Origin of the sequence: Ureibacillus thermosphaericus (assembly GCF_002370195.2) — a bacterium.
Lineage (GTDB): Bacteria > Bacillota > Bacilli > Bacillales_A > Planococcaceae > Ureibacillus > Ureibacillus thermosphaericus.
Map to the genome: position 1 here is coordinate 3,034,662 of NZ_AP018335.1, position 17,400 is coordinate 3,052,061.

Annotated in this window: 15 protein-coding genes and 2 pseudogenes; 7 read left to right on the forward strand and 10 right to left on the reverse strand. The window is 34.9% G+C overall.

Annotated features, from left to right (window positions below):
• Positions 1-184: 184 nt before the first annotated feature.
• Positions 185-700, forward strand: coding sequence for a DUF4871 domain-containing protein (locus tag UtA1_RS14665; RefSeq protein WP_096551808.1), 516 nt, complete (start codon positions 185-187; stop codon positions 698-700).
• Between the two features lie 144 nt (positions 701-844).
• Here the strand turns inward: UtA1_RS14665 and UtA1_RS14670 are convergent, their stop codons facing one another.
• From UtA1_RS14670 to UtA1_RS14705, 8 genes and pseudogenes are all read right to left on the reverse strand, one after another.
• Positions 845-2,146: an NCS2 family permease gene (locus UtA1_RS14670; protein ID WP_096551810.1), complete on the reverse strand. Its 1,302-nt coding sequence runs from the start codon at positions 2,144-2,146 to the stop codon at positions 845-847.
• A gap of 359 nt (positions 2,147-2,505) precedes the next feature.
• Positions 2,506-2,622, reverse strand: a pseudogene (locus UtA1_RS14675) (IS3-like element ISBce13 family transposase); the annotation flags it as partial.
• Between the two features lie 175 nt (positions 2,623-2,797).
• The gene (locus tag UtA1_RS14680) at positions 2,798-3,574 is read right to left on the reverse strand and encodes a sulfite exporter TauE/SafE family protein (protein WP_016839194.1); all 777 of its coding nucleotides are present in this window, start codon (positions 3,572-3,574) and stop codon (positions 2,798-2,800) included.
• Positions 3,575-3,642: 68 nt separating this feature from the next.
• A complete protein-coding gene (locus UtA1_RS14685) occupies positions 3,643-3,870 on the reverse strand; it encodes a sulfurtransferase TusA family protein (RefSeq protein WP_096551812.1) in 228 nt (75 codons plus the stop codon).
• A 67-nt stretch (positions 3,871-3,937) separates the two neighbouring features.
• Complete coding sequence (locus UtA1_RS14690) at positions 3,938-5,065, reverse strand: MBL fold metallo-hydrolase (RefSeq protein ID WP_016839192.1); 1,128 nt, start codon at positions 5,063-5,065, stop codon at positions 3,938-3,940.
• 84 nt (positions 5,066-5,149) lie between these two features.
• On the reverse strand, positions 5,150-5,545 hold the full coding sequence (locus UtA1_RS14695; protein WP_016839191.1) for a DsrE/DsrF/DrsH-like family protein: 396 nt from the start codon (positions 5,543-5,545) through the stop codon (positions 5,150-5,152).
• A gap of 19 nt (positions 5,546-5,564) precedes the next feature.
• The gene (locus UtA1_RS14700) at positions 5,565-6,125 is read right to left on the reverse strand and encodes a sulfurtransferase TusA family protein (RefSeq protein WP_096551814.1); all 561 of its coding nucleotides are present in this window, start codon (positions 6,123-6,125) and stop codon (positions 5,565-5,567) included.
• Positions 6,126-6,691: 566 nt separating this feature from the next.
• Entirely contained in the window at positions 6,692-7,807 is a 1,116-nt protein-coding gene (locus UtA1_RS14705) for an IS4 family transposase (RefSeq protein WP_096549683.1), read from the reverse strand.
• Positions 7,808-8,277: 470 nt separating this feature from the next.
• Here UtA1_RS14705 and UtA1_RS18085 point away from each other — a divergent pair, with 470 nt between their 5' ends.
• The gene (locus UtA1_RS18085; RefSeq protein ID WP_390309326.1) at positions 8,278-8,514 is read left to right on the forward strand and encodes a DUF3953 domain-containing protein; all 237 of its coding nucleotides are present in this window, start codon (positions 8,278-8,280) and stop codon (positions 8,512-8,514) included.
• Between the two features lie 423 nt (positions 8,515-8,937).
• A pseudogene (locus UtA1_RS14715) lies at positions 8,938-9,656 on the forward strand (ISL3 family transposase).
• Positions 9,657-9,756: 100 nt separating this feature from the next.
• Here UtA1_RS14715 and UtA1_RS14720 read toward each other — a convergent pair.
• Positions 9,757-11,193: a reverse transcriptase domain-containing protein gene (locus tag UtA1_RS14720; protein ID WP_232019855.1), complete on the reverse strand. Its 1,437-nt coding sequence runs from the start codon at positions 11,191-11,193 to the stop codon at positions 9,757-9,759.
• 674 nt (positions 11,194-11,867) lie between these two features.
• Between UtA1_RS14720 and istA the strand changes: the two genes are divergently transcribed.
• From istA to UtA1_RS14735, 4 genes are all read left to right on the forward strand, one after another.
• A complete protein-coding gene (gene istA / locus UtA1_RS14725; protein ID WP_331854660.1) occupies positions 11,868-12,893 on the forward strand; it encodes an IS21 family transposase in 1,026 nt (341 codons plus the stop codon).
• Between the two features lie 50 nt (positions 12,894-12,943).
• Positions 12,944-13,282: a hypothetical protein gene (locus tag UtA1_RS17940; RefSeq protein ID WP_232019859.1), complete on the forward strand. Its 339-nt coding sequence runs from the start codon at positions 12,944-12,946 to the stop codon at positions 13,280-13,282.
• Positions 13,279-14,004, forward strand: coding sequence for an IS21-like element helper ATPase IstB (istB, locus tag UtA1_RS14730; protein WP_041901779.1), 726 nt, complete (start codon positions 13,279-13,281; stop codon positions 14,002-14,004). The genes UtA1_RS17940 and istB overlap by 4 nt, the downstream gene beginning before the upstream one ends.
• 907 nt (positions 14,005-14,911) lie before the next feature.
• Positions 14,912-16,348, forward strand: a complete 1,437-nt coding sequence (locus UtA1_RS14735) for a DDE-type integrase/transposase/recombinase (RefSeq protein ID WP_096550615.1) — start codon at positions 14,912-14,914, stop codon at positions 16,346-16,348.
• Positions 16,349-17,015: 667 nt separating this feature from the next.
• Here UtA1_RS14735 and UtA1_RS17705 read toward each other — a convergent pair.
• On the reverse strand, positions 17,016-17,288 hold the full coding sequence (locus tag UtA1_RS17705) for a hypothetical protein (RefSeq protein ID WP_096551818.1): 273 nt from the start codon (positions 17,286-17,288) through the stop codon (positions 17,016-17,018).
• Positions 17,289-17,400 lie beyond the last annotated feature (112 nt).

Genomic DNA, 17,400 nt, shown 5'->3' on the forward strand with positions numbered 1-17,400 from the left:
CCTTTTTTTGTTTTTTGGGGAGTACTTGACGGAAAGAAGAGGCTAATGAAAATCTTTTATTTATTTTCCGCTCTAAGAGGCTTGGCATTCGGCATCCGAATGATTAAATAAGAAGGAATATTAGTAAAAATGTTGAAAGTAATATAAAATGTCGTTTATTTCAAGCTAATAAAGGGAGAGTCATATGAGGAATAAAATCATTATGTTGATTTCTGTACTATTGTTAATGACTCTTGTCGGCTGTAAAAATTTTGATGAAAACAAAAAGTTAGAGGCAAGCCCTACTTTTACATTACCCGTGACTTTTCATGACGGAATAAAGGGTGAGTATGTATTGATTGGGAAAGAAGGTAAGATGGGAATTTTGGTCGGTTCGGGTAACGAAGGTGAAGCAGTCGCAACAAAGTTTATTGCGAATAAACCGGATAAATATATGTGGCATTTCTGGGGAGAGGAAGATAAAATCAGCGGTGATTTTAAAGTAGTTGGTGTTGATGAAGACGGAAAAGAACATCCTGTTTTGTTATTTGGCAATGATGCAGTATGGCAATATTCTGATGTTTCCATTAGCCCACATAACGGTGCAGATTCCCATATTCCATCTAATATGATGTTCCCTTCAAGTGGATTATGGAAATTAAAAATATATTTTAATGATCAATTTTTTGAGGAACTCGTTATAAACGTTGAAGAAAGTTGATCTTCAACTAATTGATAAAGAGGCAGAGTTAACCGTTCGAAGATTAACTTTGCCTGTTGTTTTAACATAAATGGAATAATCCCCTAGGTCATTTCTTCCGCACCAATAAAATAAGCCTCTCGCAAAATGAGAGGCTTTTCATTTTTAGTGAGACATAATCACTAACAGGATAATGAATAAAATTGCAAAGAAGTAAAGTAATGGATGAACCTCTTTCCCCTTACCTTTCAGTAACTTAAATAATGGGTAAGAAATAAACCCGAATGCAATACCATCTGAAATACTAGACGTTAATGGCATGATCAAAATAACTAAAAATGCTGGAAATGCTTCTTCTACTTTATCCCATTCGATATGGCGAACAACACCAATCATTAAACTACCTACAATAATTAAGGCAGGAGAAGTAATAGCAGGTACACTTGCTAATGTAGCTGCTAATGGCGAGAAGAATAAGGTAATGACAAATAGCCCTGCAACTACTAACGACGTTAATCCAGTACGTCCACCTACTGCTACACCAGAAGAAGATTCGATATAGGCTGTTGATGGACTTGTACCAAACATTGAACCGATGATCGTTGCCATCGAATCACCAAGGAAAGCTTGACGTGCTCGTGGCAATTTATCTTCTTTTAAAATACCCGCTTGTTTCGCAACGCCAATCATCGTACCTGTCGTGTCAAACAATGTAACTAAAATAAATGAAAATACTGTCCCATATAAACCATATTTAATGACATCGCCAAAAGCTTCAATTGGATTCCATACTAAAATCCCTTCTGGTAATGATGGCATTGAAATAACACCATTGAATGTTAAATTGCCAGTTAATGCTGCAAGGATTGCTGTCACAATCATACCCCAGAAAATTGCACCGAATACACGGTACATCATGAAGATAGCCGTAACAAGAACCCCTACAATTGTTAACCAAACCATAGGGCTTGATAAATCTCCTAATCGGACTAATGTCGCTTCGTCATCTGTCACGATGCCTGCTGATCGCATACCAATGAAAGCGATGAATAAACCGATACCAGCAGTAATAGCTAATTTTAAATTATTCGGTATGGCTTTAACGAGCATTTGTCGTAAAGGCGTTAAGCTAATAATAAAGAAAATAATACCCGCTACAAATACAGCAGAAAATGCTGTCATATAGTCAATTTCGCCTTTAGAAGCTTGGACAACCGAAAACGTAAAGAATGCATTTAACCCCATACCCGGAGCCATTGCAATTGGATAATTGGCAAATAGCGCCAACCATAATGTACCAAATACTGCCGCAATAATTGTCGCTGTGAATACTTGTTCACTAGGAACACCAGAAATCGCTAGAATCGAAGGGTTAACGATAACGATATATACCATTGTTAAGTAAGTTGTTAAACCTGCAAAAATTTCAGTTTTTACAGTTGTATTATTTTCTTGTAGTCGAAACAAAATGTTCAGCCCCCTAAATACGAACATTAAAAACAACAGAATTAATAATATTCGGTCTTTAGCTTAAATGCAAGTGTTTTTTACGGGAATTTTCTCTGTGTATCAAAATTTTAAAAATAAAGAAAATTAAGAATAAAGGATTCTTTCCTCTTACAAAAAGACTTAGTGGCAACAACTGAATTCGACATTATATTTTCTCCTTATAATGATGAAATTAGTCGTTTTGAAGCTTCTGGTGTTAAATGGGGGATTTCATTAGTACGGAACATTTTTTCGAGTTATAGGCTAATATGTTCTTCTTTTACAAGGCTGTTCTTAAACATACAAAAAGACCGTCAAAATGACGATCTCATAGTATTATTTAGAACGGACGCTAGATAACACCAGCCATCACGAAGCGTATGGATATATGTAATATCAGCTACTCATTTTTCGTTAATTGTTGTTGTAGTGAAATCTTGATTTAATACATTTACCGAAAAAATTGAATTAAAAGAAGGAATAAAAAAATTGGTGCTGGTTTATCGCCAACACCCATTTTCTTCTTTCTATTTATTTATTACTAAAATCTATCTCATAATACCTTTGGGAAGTCTAATATTTTTTTGATTGATTCAATAAGATTTTTCCCATTGTTCATGTAACTTGCTTTTATAGTATATCCATCCATACTTTAATAGCTGTACCGATAATGAGAATCGCTAGAATCCACTTCAAAATAGAAGGGTTCATTTTTTTACCAACCTTCACTCCTAAAGGTGAAGCAATAATACTTGCGACAATCATAATAATGGCTGGCAAGTAATCTACTTGCCCTGTTGATAGTTTCCCTACTGCACTTCCTATCGATGAAATAAACGTAACAGCTAAACTTGTTGCAATGGTCATGCGAGTTGGTATTTTTAATACGACAAGCATTATCGGTACAAGGAGGAAACCACCGGCTGCTCCAACAATCCCTGAACCAATTCCCACTATGAGAGATAAAATCGTTGCAAGTAGTTTATTGAAAGTGACTTGTTCTAACGGGATATCATCAATTTGCTTCTTTGGAATAAACATCATAATTCCGGCGATTAACGCCAAGATTCCGTATACAATGTTAACACCTTGTTCCGAAAAATAGGATGAACCAAAACTTCCGATGATACTTCCTATTAAAATTCCACTTCCCATATAGAAAATAAGGGATTTATTTAAAAAGTTACCTTTTCGATATGCCCAAACACCAGCAAGAGAAGCAAAGAATACTTGTACAGCACTTATCCCAGATACCTCATGAGCTGTAAATGCGGTAAAGCCTAATAAAGAAGGGATATACAAAAGCATTGGATATTTAATAATCGATCCACCAATTCCAACCATCCCTGAGATAAATGACCCAACAAATCCTATTGCAAATATGGTTAGAATCCAAGCAATGTCCATGTTGATACCTTCTTTCCAGAAGAGGTGACACCCTCTCCCGAATGTCACCTCTCCTCTTTATCGATTCGTTATCCCTTTTTAACAATGAATTTGATTACATCCGCTTCAATCGATTGATCTAATATTTCATGTCCACTTGATTTAGCCCAAGCAGGAAAGTCAGATAGTGCGCCTTTGTCTGTCACATGCACTTCTAACACTTGACCTGTCGCTAACGTATCCATTGCTTTTTTTGCCCGTACAATCGGGAGTGGACAAGATAATCCTTTTTCATCTAACACTTGATTGACTTCCATTTCAAACGCTCCTTTTTAATTCTCATTAAAAAGGGGGAGTTTATCATTCTCCCCACCTGTTTCATAATTAACGTACCGCACAACGGTTTGGACCGATTTCCATTTCCATTTGTTCTTCTTCGTCTGGTGTCAATTTCCCCATATTTACTTGACGAATTTCTTGGTATGCATTTGGTTGTGGTGGCAAGTTTTCTGTTACTGTCTTACGGAATTCTTCTTCACTTTCAATATTTAAACCATGGTTTTCCGCAAATAGATTCCCTAAACGTTTTGCAACTGTTCCATCTTCATTCAACTCATCAATAATCATGAAGTGTGCAGGCAATACAATTAAATCTTCCGCTAACTCACGATAACGGCGATAAAGCGTTTCGCGAAGATCTCCTACCCAATCCTCAGCACGTCCTGCTAAGTCAGGTCGACCGATGGAATCAATGAATAAAATATCTCCTGTTAATAAATACTTGTTATCTACGATGAAGGAAGTTGAACCAATTGTATGACCTGGTGAATACAGAGCGCCTACTTCAATTTTGGAATTCCCAACCTTCACTGTTAAACCATCTTCCAATGGATTATATTCATAAACCACCTCATCTGCATCTTTTGGTGGTAAATAATATTTCGCCCCTGTTTCCTTTGCAATATGACGTCCTCCGGAGATGTGGTCCGCATGTAAGTGTGTATCAAATACGTGGGTAATTTCCACATTTTTCTCTTTCGCAAAGTTGATGAACACATCTTTAAAACGAACTGCGTCAATAATGGCAGCTTCACCATCAGAAATGACCATATAAGATAAGCAGCCTTTCCCTAGACGAACAAATTGATACAGTTCACCTCCATTAGTCAAATCACCTACTTTAATTGGCTCGAGGTAAGAGCTCCAAGCTTTCATACCACCCTCAAGGTAGTACACATCGTATCCTGCATCTGAAAGCATTTCCGCAACCATGACAGAAGAGCCCTCTTTCGCACAAACAACTAAAATATCTTGATCGGACGGTAATTTTGGAAGAATTTCTTCCACACCATCTAATAATTCAAAGTAAGGCACATTTAAATATTCAAATCGGTGTCCTTCGATTTTCCAATCTTCAAAATCTTCTCTGTTTCGTACATCTAAAATAAATAATGGTTGATTTTCGATTACTTTACGAGCTACTTGTGCTGATGTCATTTTTTGAACTGCCATTCCACTTACCCCCTGCAGGTATATTTTTGTGATATGAAGTGGAAGAGTAATCCCTTCCACTAAAGAATGGAATAAAACAAATGATTAAAACGTTAATGTTGGTGCAGCATCTTTTGCAAACTCAAGGAATGTAACTGCGCCACCTACATCAATTCCATCAATAAAGTCTTCTTTCGTTAAATTCATAACATCCATTGTCATTTGACAAGCGATTAATTTTACTCCCATCTCTTTTGCCATTTCTACTAATTCCGGAATACTTGGAACATTTGCTTTCGCAAATCCTTCTGCATAATGTTCTTTTCCTTCTGGAAGTGGCAATTGTTTCATCGCTTCTTTATGAATCAAGTTCAGACCCTCAAATGTAAAGAAGATTGCTACTTCTTTCTCTGTAGCAGCTGCTGCCGTTGCGATATTAAATACCTTATATGCATCAAATAATCCACCATTACTTGCAATAATTGCAACTTTATTAGACATTTTTCAAACCCCTCCGAATTTATAATTTTTTTATTAAATCGCCTTTCCAAGCACTCATTCCTGGTAAGACGTTATAAACTTTTGTAAAACCTTTTTCTACTAATTTTTGAGCAGCTAAATCACTGCGTGTACCTGTTCGACAAATGACATAGATTTCCTTGTCTTTGTCTAATTCATCTAAACGGTCTTCTAATTCCCCCATTGGAATGGATATGGAACCTTCAATATGACCAAAAGCGTATTCCGCTTCTTCTCGAACATCTAGAAGAATTCCGCCATTTTTCACTCGACTCAGAACTTCATCATTCGAGATTGTATGTTCAAATTTCTTTTCAACAACTTGCTCATTACATTTACGAATGTAATGAAACAGCACGCCATTTTCTTCAAACATACCGATATATTGATGTCCAACACTATCACACCATGCTTTTAAGTCGGCAATTGAACCTTTATCGGTCGCTTTCACTTCTAATACTTGTCCTTCCTCGATCCCTTCCATTGCCTTTTTCGTCTTCACAATCGGCATTGGACATGAAAGCCCCGTACAATCTAACTGTACATGTGCTTTTATCGACATCTTAAAACCTCCTTATACCTATTAGGGTATTTTATTTTAGAAAAATTTTTTGTTGAATATAAAACCAAAAATTTGCCGTCATGGAATCCTTTTCTTCATGTATGAATAAATATTTTATTACAGAAATTGGTTTTTTCTTCTAATGTTGAATAGAATTCCAACATAAATTAGAGCAAAACTTGAATTGACAGCAATACATTATCTTAAGATAGATGATTTGAAACCTCCTTTTCCCTTTCTTTGTTACTCTAACGATATCATATACCCATTAGGGTATAATATCAACACTTAAATATTATTTTTACTGTTTTTAAAAGATTAACTAAAATTTCCAATACTTTTGTACAATTCCGTAAAGGAAATGTAGCCCTTAAAAGAAGGGAATTCTCTATTCAATTCGTAAAATTGTTGATGGTAATTCATTAGCATTGCATAAATATAGTTAGAATTTTCTGTTAATTAATTTTTGTGAATTTGTGCCAAAAAGACAAAACCTAAAGAAAGGTGGCACTGCCCATTTGGTAAATATATACAGTTAAACCAGAGCGACAACGACAAAAGGGAGATTATGGACTGGCTCGCCCATCAAATTTTCGCAACCAAACATAAGCTGGTTTCCACAGAGCTCTCTTTAACCAACGAGTAATTCGAAGTAGAGATTTCTTACTTTTCATCTCCAATTGAATGAGAACATGTAAGCAATACGTGATAAGGGCTAAGAAAATTTGATTTTGAATAGCTGTTTCACTCATTCCATAAAAGTGCTTAATTTCTACGTGTTGCTTGAGCCATTTGAAAAAGAGTTCAATAGCCCAGCGAGATCGGTAAATATCACTTATCTCTTCTGGTTTTAAATCAAATCGGTTGGTGATGAAACGAAGTAAGTTCCCTTTTGTGTCCATAACTTCTAGTAGACGAAAGACATTTTCAGTACGATTTTGTGTGGTACCAATGTAGACCATTTTATCGGATAGAACGTGACAATCATCAGGAAGTGAAAATGTATAGACTTCACGAATGACTGCGTTTTTCTTCAGTCTTGAAACGAAGAAATAGCCATCATCTGTCATCCGATCAAAACGTTCATAGTCCACATAACCGCGGTCAAACACATACATGGCTTCTTTATCATCCACTAGGACTTCGAGTTGATTTCGGTCATGTTCTTTTGCTGTCGTAATCACTGCTTTTTCAGGATAGACGGTGTCTTTATCCATGAAAACGAGCCGTAAGTGTAGCTTTACACCAGCTTTTGTTTTACGGAATTTTGCCCATTTATAATTGGTCAAATTCAACGGGAGTGTACTTGAATCAATGATTTTCAGTGGCATATTCTTTCCGGTTTTATAATGGTACCGTTGAATTTTCCAAACAAGATCCAAGAACAAATTTGCAAGAATTAGTGGGTTGATCTGATTGTTTTTTCGGGATAGCTGAGAGGCACTTATCGATTCAAATCCGAGTGCTTTTTGAAGATCTTCGTCTACAAGTGCATCACTCATTTCCTCTAAGCTCTTAAATTCGAGCAGCTGGGCTACCAATAAAAGTTTAATATAGGCTTCTGTTGTCAGCTTTTTTGTGTAATAGTCCTGTTTCAATTCTTTGACTTGTTCGCTAAGTTTTTGAATATTTATGGGTGAAACCCATTTACCAAATGATGAAATTAGTGTATTCTTGTCCATAACGTTTATCCTTTACGATTGGATTTGGACAGGAACCACCTGTACTTCCATTGTAAAGGATTTTTTTGTTTCGAAATCAATAAAAAATTGAACATTCTTAGTATTTTGAATCATCAGATTTAATTAGTGCAATGCTAGTGATGGTAATTAATTTTAGTAGTGTTTGGCAATTAAGGTTATGCATAAATTTTTGCATATTTGACGCTTTACATGGTGGTGGGCATGATAGGCTACTTTGCCTTGCAAAGTCCAAATATAATTATGGCTTGCCCCCTTTGCAAGAAATCATGACCGCAAAGGCTCCATGTCAAGCGATTATAGATACGAATAATTATTCAAGATATCGAATAAATTTAATTGCCATTTCATGCATTTTTTAATTGCCCAAAACAGTAAAATTGGAAAAATATCAAACTTTATTGAAAAATCATATATTTTTTAATTTCCTTTATTTATCATTCCACTTAAGGGTGATACGATTGAAATGGCTAAAAATATTACTTGCTTTAATTGTAATTGGAATTTCATCATACGGCTTAGTCACGAATGATTATTCATATAACTTCTTGTCTATTTTCTTCCTCGGGGTATTTTTCTTAATATTGGGGTTTGAAAACTTGAAGAATAAAAAAAGTCAAGGGGTTAGCATTTTTTCTATCATTGTGTCGATATTTTTGTTTTTCGTAACATGTATTTCATTCTTTTAAATTGTAAACGCTAAATCCTTTTTTATATTGACAAAAACACAATAATTTCTACGCCTTTTCTTTCACATAGCTGTCTTAATTGTGTATGGCAAAATAAAAGTGCAGAGCTTTGCAAAGGAAAAATGCAGGCTCTATAATATTTGGTGTTGGTGGATACAACCAGCACCATTTTTTTACACAAAAAACGAGACATGTGACAAACTCTGGTAAAATGTAATCGAACAAAACCTCATTTTCCAAAGGAGTTGTGTCACATGTCTCATCATTATTCTATACGTAATTTATTAAATATTAAAGATAAAAATATCACATTTGATGAAAATTTTTGTTCTACCGAAACGATTAAAAAAGCTATTATCAACCAAATGTTCACTACCTTCCAAAGCATTTGTGTTTTGATGAGTTTAAATCGCAGCTGGAGCGATGTCCTTTATTTTCTGCGACTCTGAAACGGGGGAGATTGTGGATATCGTGGAGGACCGGAGATTACATGTCCTCAAAGAGTATTTCTTACGGTATTCCAAGAAGGCGAGAGATGCGGTAAAAACGATTGTCATCGATATGTACAGCCCTTATATTTCCTTAATCCAAGAAGTTTTCCCGACAAATTCCATATCCTCCAACTATTTAGCAGAGCTTTAAACAAAACGCGCATCAACGTCATGAATCGGGATAAAAAGAATTACAATAAATTGAAAACATACTGGAAGCTCCTTCTGAAAGATCAAACAAAACTTGATTATAAGAGCTATACATATCATCGTTGCTTTAAAAAGCATATGTGTGAGGTGGAGATTCTCCACTATCTCATTGATTTAGATTCTGAATTAAAAGCGTCCTATGAGTTATATCAATACGTGCAACATTGCATCAAAATCAAAGACTTTGAGCTCCTAAAGAAAACATTAGAGAATAAACAAAATATCGTTTCCAGCTATATGAAAACCGCCATCAAGACAATCAACAAATACATCAATTACGTCGAGAATACGCTAAAGTACGATTATAACAACGGCATTTTAGAGGGGATTAATAACAAAATCAAAGTGATTAAACGCTTTTCTTTCGGTTATCGATCCTTCTATCACTTTAGAAACCGAATATTCATTACCCAAAACTTAGCGAAAATAAAAACAGCTTAGGGGAACCTCGAATTTCCCCTAAGCCATCCGATTACACATCACCAAATAATGTCACTAAAATTTATTCACCAACACCATTTGACAAAGAACCAATTTAAATTTATTTTAAACGCTTTTGAATCTTAGCCCAATGTCGTTTGATTTGACGATAAATCTTACTTTCTATAGGATATTTTTCTTGTTCTCTAACATGTGCTAGATTTTTCATTTTCATGTGGGCTTTGTTACTATATGTAATGAAATTACCCCTTTTTTTATAATTTCTTCCTAGATGTGTATAAACACGATACAAATCTCGTCTTCCATATAATCTAGTTTTACCTTCTTTTTGGAAATAAAGTTCCGATTTTTTACACTTCTTCGCTTTTCGATAAGCACGGCTATAATACTTAAATAAACTCTTTTCACGTATCCGAATTTCATTACCATTTGTTACAAATCCCAAATAATCTAGCTGCGATAAATTCCCCTCCGTATCTTTAATTAATCTATTTTCATATAATCTTACAACTGTTTTTTCAGGTTGAATTTTTAAACCTATGTTTTCGTATTTTTTTATAATATCAAAAGCTTGCTGTCTATATTCCTCCCAATTTTCAGTTGTTTTATTAGGGATGATTAAGATAATATCATCACAATATCTTCTATATAACCCACCATATCCATCAACCCATCTTTGTATTTCTTGATCAAAGTGGATTAAATGTACATTGGAACAGACAGCACTCATTCCAGAACCTTGTGGTATACCATAAGGCTTTTTATGTTTATACATATATTTTTTCTTAAATTCCCTAAATTCTTCATCAGTCATAATTCGTTTCAAATTATACTCTTTTCTTAATATTTTTGTGTTATCAGTTCCATATTTCCCTATTAAAAATCGACTTACATCTTCTTTCTTTACATATGTAAATTTTGTTAAGTTTTTAAAAACTGTATAAAAATCTTTTTCTAACTTCGATACATCTAAAACTTCTTGAATATTCTTTTTTAAAACCGAATGATTAATATTATCAAAGTATTTTGTAAAATCAATTGAAATGATAATTGCTTCTTCATATCCAAATAATTTTTCAAATACTTCATAACAAAAATCTATCGTATTTTTGCCTTTTTTATTATTGCGATATGCAATAATTGATTCATCAATTCCACAATTACTTGCATATTTATTGTAATGATTGTTTAATACATCTCCATAATACTTGTAAATATAACTATCTACATGAGATGAATAATAAATATCTCGCTTTTTTATCTTTTTTTCCCTTAATTCTTTATTTGATTTTCCTTGTAATTTCAATTCTCTATAATTTTCTTTTAGTACATACTTATTAAATTCAATTACAAAGTGAATTGATGGCCAAAAAGAATGCTGAATTACCCAATTAGGATTTAAAAGTTTCGCTTTCAATTCTTTAGTTAAAGGAGTCGGTTGATCAAAATGCAAGTATTTTTTCGCCTCATACTTTCCCCAATCAATATCGGAAGAGCTAGAGAGGCTATGTGATGGTAGCATGTCACTCTGATTCATCAGAAAAACCTCCTAGCATACACAAAAGTTTCTAGAATAAAAATATTCCTGGCTACCAATTTCCTCTAAACTGTATAATCAAATTGAAGCGGAGTTGCTCAATATGACTATGGAATGTTTAGTACAAATCTTAATTCTGTCACTGTTATCTATCCTCAGCAGTTTGCCATTGGTACTTGACGAATCGATTCTGAAACATTCACCACCCTAAAGCTAGTAACAATCGTTACACAGTAGGACGCCTCTCACATCATAGTAAGATTAATAATATATTAATAGAAAAATTTGCTATTTTCAAACAAAAGATCTAACACTATTTTTAATCATTTATACTAATTTAAAAATATTCAAGAAGTTAGAAAAAGTCCATTTAAACTTCTACATAATTATTTAGCAGAACTATAAACAAAACGCGTATCAAATTCAAGAATCAGGATAAAAAGAATTACAATAAGTTGAAAAAATATTGAAAACTCCTCCTGAATGAATCGTGACATAAAAATAAGTAGGTTTGACCTAAATGTGTATGGCAAAATAAAAGTGCAGAGCTTTGCAAAGGAAAAATGCAGAGTCCTGCACTAAATTTTTGTGCATAAACAAAAAAAGACTTGCCAGTCACCCCAAGTCCCACTACAGTAATTGTGTCAAGCAATTGGTAGTGGAGGTAAGAAAGGATGCTAGCAATGTCTGATATTAATTGTATCAAACATTTAAGAAATAACAAAGGTTTATCTATTTCAGAAATACAAAGAACAATGGGAATTAATTGGCGAACAGCTAAGAAGTATGCGGATGAAGATCAACTCCCTAAACAGAAATCATTTAAAAAGAAAGGGATGATGTATGAGGAAAAGTGGGGAGTAATTGTTTCAGATTGGCTTTTTGAGGATTTAAAGTTAAGGAAAAAATTAAGAAGAACAAAGAAACAAATATTTGAAGAACTAAAGGAAATGGGTTTCCAAGGTTCTTATCGTACTGTTTGTTACTTTATCTCTGAATGGATGAATACTCACCAAGAAGAAAAGGATAAAGGGTATGAAAGATTAGAACATCCTCCGGGTGAAGCTCAAATAGACTTTGGAGTAATGGAAGCTGTACAAGATGGAGAAATTGTGGATATTCATGCTTTAGTTATGACGTTTCCTCATAGTAATGCTGGATTTGCAGTACCGTTACCAGCTGAAAATCAAGAATGCTTCTTACATGGTCTCAATATTCTTTTTAAACAGGTTGGGGGAGTACCTAAAAGGATAAGAATCGATAATTTGACCCCCGCTGTGAAGAAAAAAAGGACAAAAAATGAAGAAGCACAATTAACTGATGAATTTGTTCAATTTCAGAATTATTATGGCTTTGATGTGCAGGTATGCAATCCAAGAAGTGGCCATGAAAAAGGAAATGTTGAGAATAAAGTTGGATATATACGCTATAACTTTTTTACTTCAGCTCCAATAATGGACAGCTATGAGGGTTTAACTGATCAATTATTTCATAAATTAGAGGCGGACAGAAATAGAATTCATTATGCCAAAAACGTACGTATTGAGGACTTATGGCAGGAAGAACGGGATTATCTTCTAGCATTACCGGAAAAGCCCTATCCTGTATTTAAAGAGCATCTTGTTAAAGTAAACAAATATAATGGGATCAGACGTTGGTTCATGTCCCTAAGGGTGGCAACTATAGTCAATTACAAATGATATTAACATGGGATCAATTAAAGATTGTTTCACCTAATGGGGAGATATTATTGGATGACTATCGGCCATATATGAAAAAGCGAAAAGCATTACCATGGCTTTCAATAATTAAAACATGGATTCATAAACCAAGGGTTGTAGAATATTCGCGCTATAATAAGTATTTACCGGGAAGAATTAAAGAATTTTTGTTGGTAGATAATTTAATTATTCGACGAAAACGATTAGAAGCTCTAGCTAGTTTATTAGTTTCTCATGACATGAAGAAGATTAATGAAGAGTTCTATGAATTAATTGCACAGGATAAGCTACCTAGTGATAATAATCCTTATGAAGTGGACTGGAGTAAATACGATTCATTAGCTCCTAGAGAGGAGGCTGTCAATTGAAACAGGACATTAAAGAATTGTGTAAGTCATTGAGGTTAGCTTATGTTGCGGATGTATACGAGCAAATACCGTTTGAAACTCCGGAACAATTCTTGTATAGGCTACTTAAGGAGGAAATAAGATTAAGAGAAAAAGCGAGAGCGATCCGCTTGATAAAAAAGGCGAAGTTCTTAGATAAAAAGAGTTTACATGATTACGAGTGGACCGAACAACTTCGGTTCCCTCCTCACTTAACCAAAGAGGATTTGTGTAGCCTACAATTTATTGAGAATCGAGAAAATGTAGTTTTAGTTGGTTCACCCGGGACAGGGAAGACTCATTTAGCCACAGGACTAGGGAGAAAAGCTTGTGAACTAGGTTATGAGGTTCGTTTTTACCGTGTTGCCCACCTAGTTGAGGAATTAGAGCAAGCTTTACGTAACAACCGTTTATCAGCATTTAGAAAACGGATGGAGAAAGTTGATTTGGTCATTTTAGATGAAATGGGGTACTTACCATTTAGTAAAGAAGGAGCTGAATTATTATTCCAAATTATATCGGAGTTTTATGAACAGAAAAGCGTAATTATTACATCTAACTTAGAATTTAGTCAATGGAACCGGATCTTTACAGATTCTCGATTAACAGCAGCGTTAGTGGACAGGCTAATTCATCACGCCCATATCATCTCTTTTCATGGCGAGAGCTATAGACTGTCCCACGCATTGTCGAAAAGGAATTAAATGGGTGGCAAACCTCTGCATTTTTAATTGCATTTCTCTGCACTTTTCTATTGCAAAATACAACCTAAACTCGACCGAAAATCTCTGCAAACCATCGATACTTTTTGAAATCAAAAAGTGCCAAAATCCTTGATATAAAGGATTTTGACACTTTATAAAATTTTATAAAATTTATTGATAAAAGATTTATGGAGACGGCGGGAGTCGAACCGTTTTTTAACACAAACGCTGATAAATCAATGTTTTCAAGTATTATTCACACACTTTTTATATGTATTAAATGCCAATCTAAATGCCATTTCAAAAAATACTTTGTTGGGGGCAGTTATATATATTTACAATATACTATTTCAATGCAAATTGAAGCATAAAGAAATATAGAGGATAAGTAATATCAAGGCTTTAAGGTGATTTATTCTTTTTTCCAGTCGTGCAAAACACAGCATAAAACTGAATGATTTTGGGGCTAATTGGGGCAATTTTTGGGGCTAAAAATATCTAAAGAGAGCGTGTGTGTAGTAATGGGAAAGTAAACTCAAATAGTATTACGAATGGATGTGTGTTAATTAACAATTGTTTTGCGTAGATTCCCAATACCAAAAGTGAGGATAAATTAGATGTAACTATCAAAAGTACTTCAAGTGGCGGAGCAAAAGTTATAACAACGTTTACTGAAATTACTTATACAGATAAATACGGAAATTGGAGAATAAAAACACCAAAAATAATCCTGTGTTTCATATTATCCTCTCCTTTTTGCCAATCGTATTGTCAAAAATTACTTAATAAAACTTACGTTTTTGTTGATATAACTAGTTTTATATAAAAAAACTTGCCACCCCCTTAAAATTAGGGTATTTATGAGGTAACCACACACTCAAAAATCCCTAATAAAGGAAGTGACAAGTTGTTACCTCAATTATTAACCTATTTGCTTGAATATATCAAGTACCAAGATCAAATGATTCGAACATTACTTACCCTTCTGATTGGAAAAAACATGTTTGATAAGCCAACTGAAAAGCCTGTCAATAAGCCTTATCAAAAACTCCAGGTGGATGAGCTGCCAATCATTGAAACTCTACAAAAGCTCGATTATCAAATTCTTCTCAAAGAATATTTGGAGAAGAACGGGAAACCTCTCAAACCTGTTCAGAGGCGTTCCAATTCAAAAGGTAAAGTACCTTCATCCATGAAATGTCCAAGGTGTGGTGCTCCGTCAGATTATCTTTATGCCAATAACGGAGGTAAAGGACAGTATCAATGCAAGGTGTGTGCGTGTCTGTTTAATAAAAAGAATCAATATGCCAAGGAGGCTGTACTAAAATGTCCACACTGTTCGAAAACACTCGAGAAGATCAAGGAAAGAAAAGATTTTCTCGTATTTAAGTGCAAAAACAATGACTGTCCGTATTACAAAAAGAAACTGCGAGGAATGTCTAAAAAAGAGAAAAAGCAGTTCGAAAAGGATCCTCAGTCTTTTAAAGTTCGATACATATTCCGTCAGTTTCAAATTGATTATCAGCCGTTAGCCAAACATTCACCTAAGAAGCCAAAAGTGGATTTGTCCAGGCTTCATGTGTCACCGCACACATTGGGGCTCATTTTAACCTACCATGTAAACTATGGCTTATCGGCTCGGAAAACAGCTGCACTGATGAAGGATGTTCATGGCGTACCCATCTCTCACCAGAGTATATTGAATTACGAAAACAGCGTAGCACTTCTTCTCAAACCTTATGTGGATCATTATCCTTACGAGCTTTCTGATCAATTCTGCGGAGACGAAACATACATTAAGGTGAATGGTCGTTGGCATTATCTTTTTTTCTTTTTTGATGCGGTAAAGAAAATTATTCTGTCCTACCCTGTTTCTCCAAATCGTGATACGGTATCAGCCATTCGTGCGATTGATGAGGCCTTATGGAAGATGAAAGAGATCCCGGAAGACCTCACCTTTGTCGTAGATGGCAATCCGATTTACCTTTTAGCACAACACTTTTTTGCCCAGCACGGTATTACGTTTGATGTGAAGCAGGTCATTGGACTAACCAACGAAGACCAGGTTTCAACGGAATACAGACCGCTAAAACAAATTATTGAAAGACTGAATCGAACATTTAAGGGCAATTACAGATCGACACACGGATTTGGATCAGATCACGGATCCGTTTCTTATGTGACTTTGTTTGTGGCTTATTTTAATTTCTTGCGGCCACATTCAGCCCTGGAAGGCAAAGTGCCTGTAGTTATTCCAGAGCTAAAAGGACTGCCGAATATGCCTGCACGTTGGACAAAACTGATTGGTTTAGCTCAACAATGGCTAGTAGAGCAAACTGCCTAACTTTTTGTTTAGCAGAGCCCTTACCAGCATCGGCGAAGCGAACTCTTGACAAACCGAACCAGTCAATGGTTTAAAATGGGAATTGGCAAGGGCTTCTTTGGTGTGCCTTCTTTTTGTTCCCTTCGCCCTTGTTGGTTCGAAATCAAACCATTGACGTGTTTGTCAAGAGCGATTGCGGCGGCATTTCCTCTAGTTTCGCTAGATCACATCCCTCCAAAACTAAGTTTTCATAGATTTTTTGACACTACCTTGCCAATGATAGAAGTCTTCACATTGCCTTATCGATTTCACTTTCTTATACACGATCTCTTTGGACCCAACATACTAAATTGATTCAAATAAGGGTGTGAAGTTGGTCTGTTTTTAATACGGACTCTTAACTGGTCCCAGAGGCTGCTCGACCTTTCTTCACTTCTACTATAAAAAAATAGTAGCACAAACCATGGCCTTGGCCTGTGCTACTAATGTTAGTATGTTTTTAATATTAATCAGTCTTTTTTTTTACTTCCGCGTTGTACTTTATTAGATATTTTATTCCAAAAAACACGCCTAACGTAATTGAGAATAATAGGACAATCCCCAATATTATCATGATGGTTGCAAGTTCCATAGATTCACCCTACCCTTCATGTAAAAAAATAGCGCTGTATTTTGAATCAAGATTTTATTAATTCCATGATACGGTTAATTTCCCCTTACTATTTATAGTAGTCTTTAGCCATGCTGTACCTGAATAAATAGGACCAACCCATGTTGTATCAAAGAGTTCCACATACACTGAACCTCTTATCTCTGCAGGATAAGTACTTGTTGATGTTGAACGATTAATTTCTAACTTCTCATTACTGAACTTGGAAAATAATGCATGATAATCAAAATCACGTTCGTTAGAAATTTTCCACTGGCTACCACTTTTTGATACGTCAAAACGGTATTCCATATATGCAAGAATACCACCATTATAATAGACTCTCCAAGTTCCAGTTGTTGCATCGTAAGTTTTACTACCCGCTGTATAGAATTCGCTTTCTTTACTTGGTTCGAAACTTAAT

Coding starts and splice junctions, on each gene's coding strand:
- UtA1_RS14720 (WP_232019855.1), bottom strand. CDS start 11,193: ATGAATCAGAGTGACATGCTACCATCACATAGCCTCTCTAGCTCTTCC.
- UtA1_RS14695 (WP_016839191.1), bottom strand. CDS start 5,545: ATGTCTAATAAAGTTGCAATTATTGCAAGTAATGGTGGATTATTTGAT.
- UtA1_RS14705 (WP_096549683.1), bottom strand. CDS start 7,807: ATGGACAAGAATACACTAATTTCATCATTTGGTAAATGGGTTTCACCC.
- UtA1_RS14690 (WP_016839192.1), bottom strand. CDS start 5,065: ATGGCAGTTCAAAAAATGACATCAGCACAAGTAGCTCGTAAAGTAATC.
- UtA1_RS14700 (WP_096551814.1), bottom strand. CDS start 6,125: ATGTCGATAAAAGCACATGTACAGTTAGATTGTACGGGGCTTTCATGT.
- UtA1_RS17705 (WP_096551818.1), bottom strand. CDS start 17,288: ATGGAATACCGTTTTGACGTATCAAAAAGTGGTAGCCAGTGGAAAATT.
- istA (WP_331854660.1), top strand. CDS start 11,868: ATGCTAGCAATGTCTGATATTAATTGTATCAAACATTTAAGAAATAAC.
- UtA1_RS14685 (WP_096551812.1), bottom strand. CDS start 3,870: ATGGAAGTCAATCAAGTGTTAGATGAAAAAGGATTATCTTGTCCACTC.
- UtA1_RS14680 (WP_016839194.1), bottom strand. CDS start 3,574: ATGGACATTGCTTGGATTCTAACCATATTTGCAATAGGATTTGTTGGG.
- UtA1_RS14665 (WP_096551808.1), top strand. CDS start 185: ATGAGGAATAAAATCATTATGTTGATTTCTGTACTATTGTTAATGACT.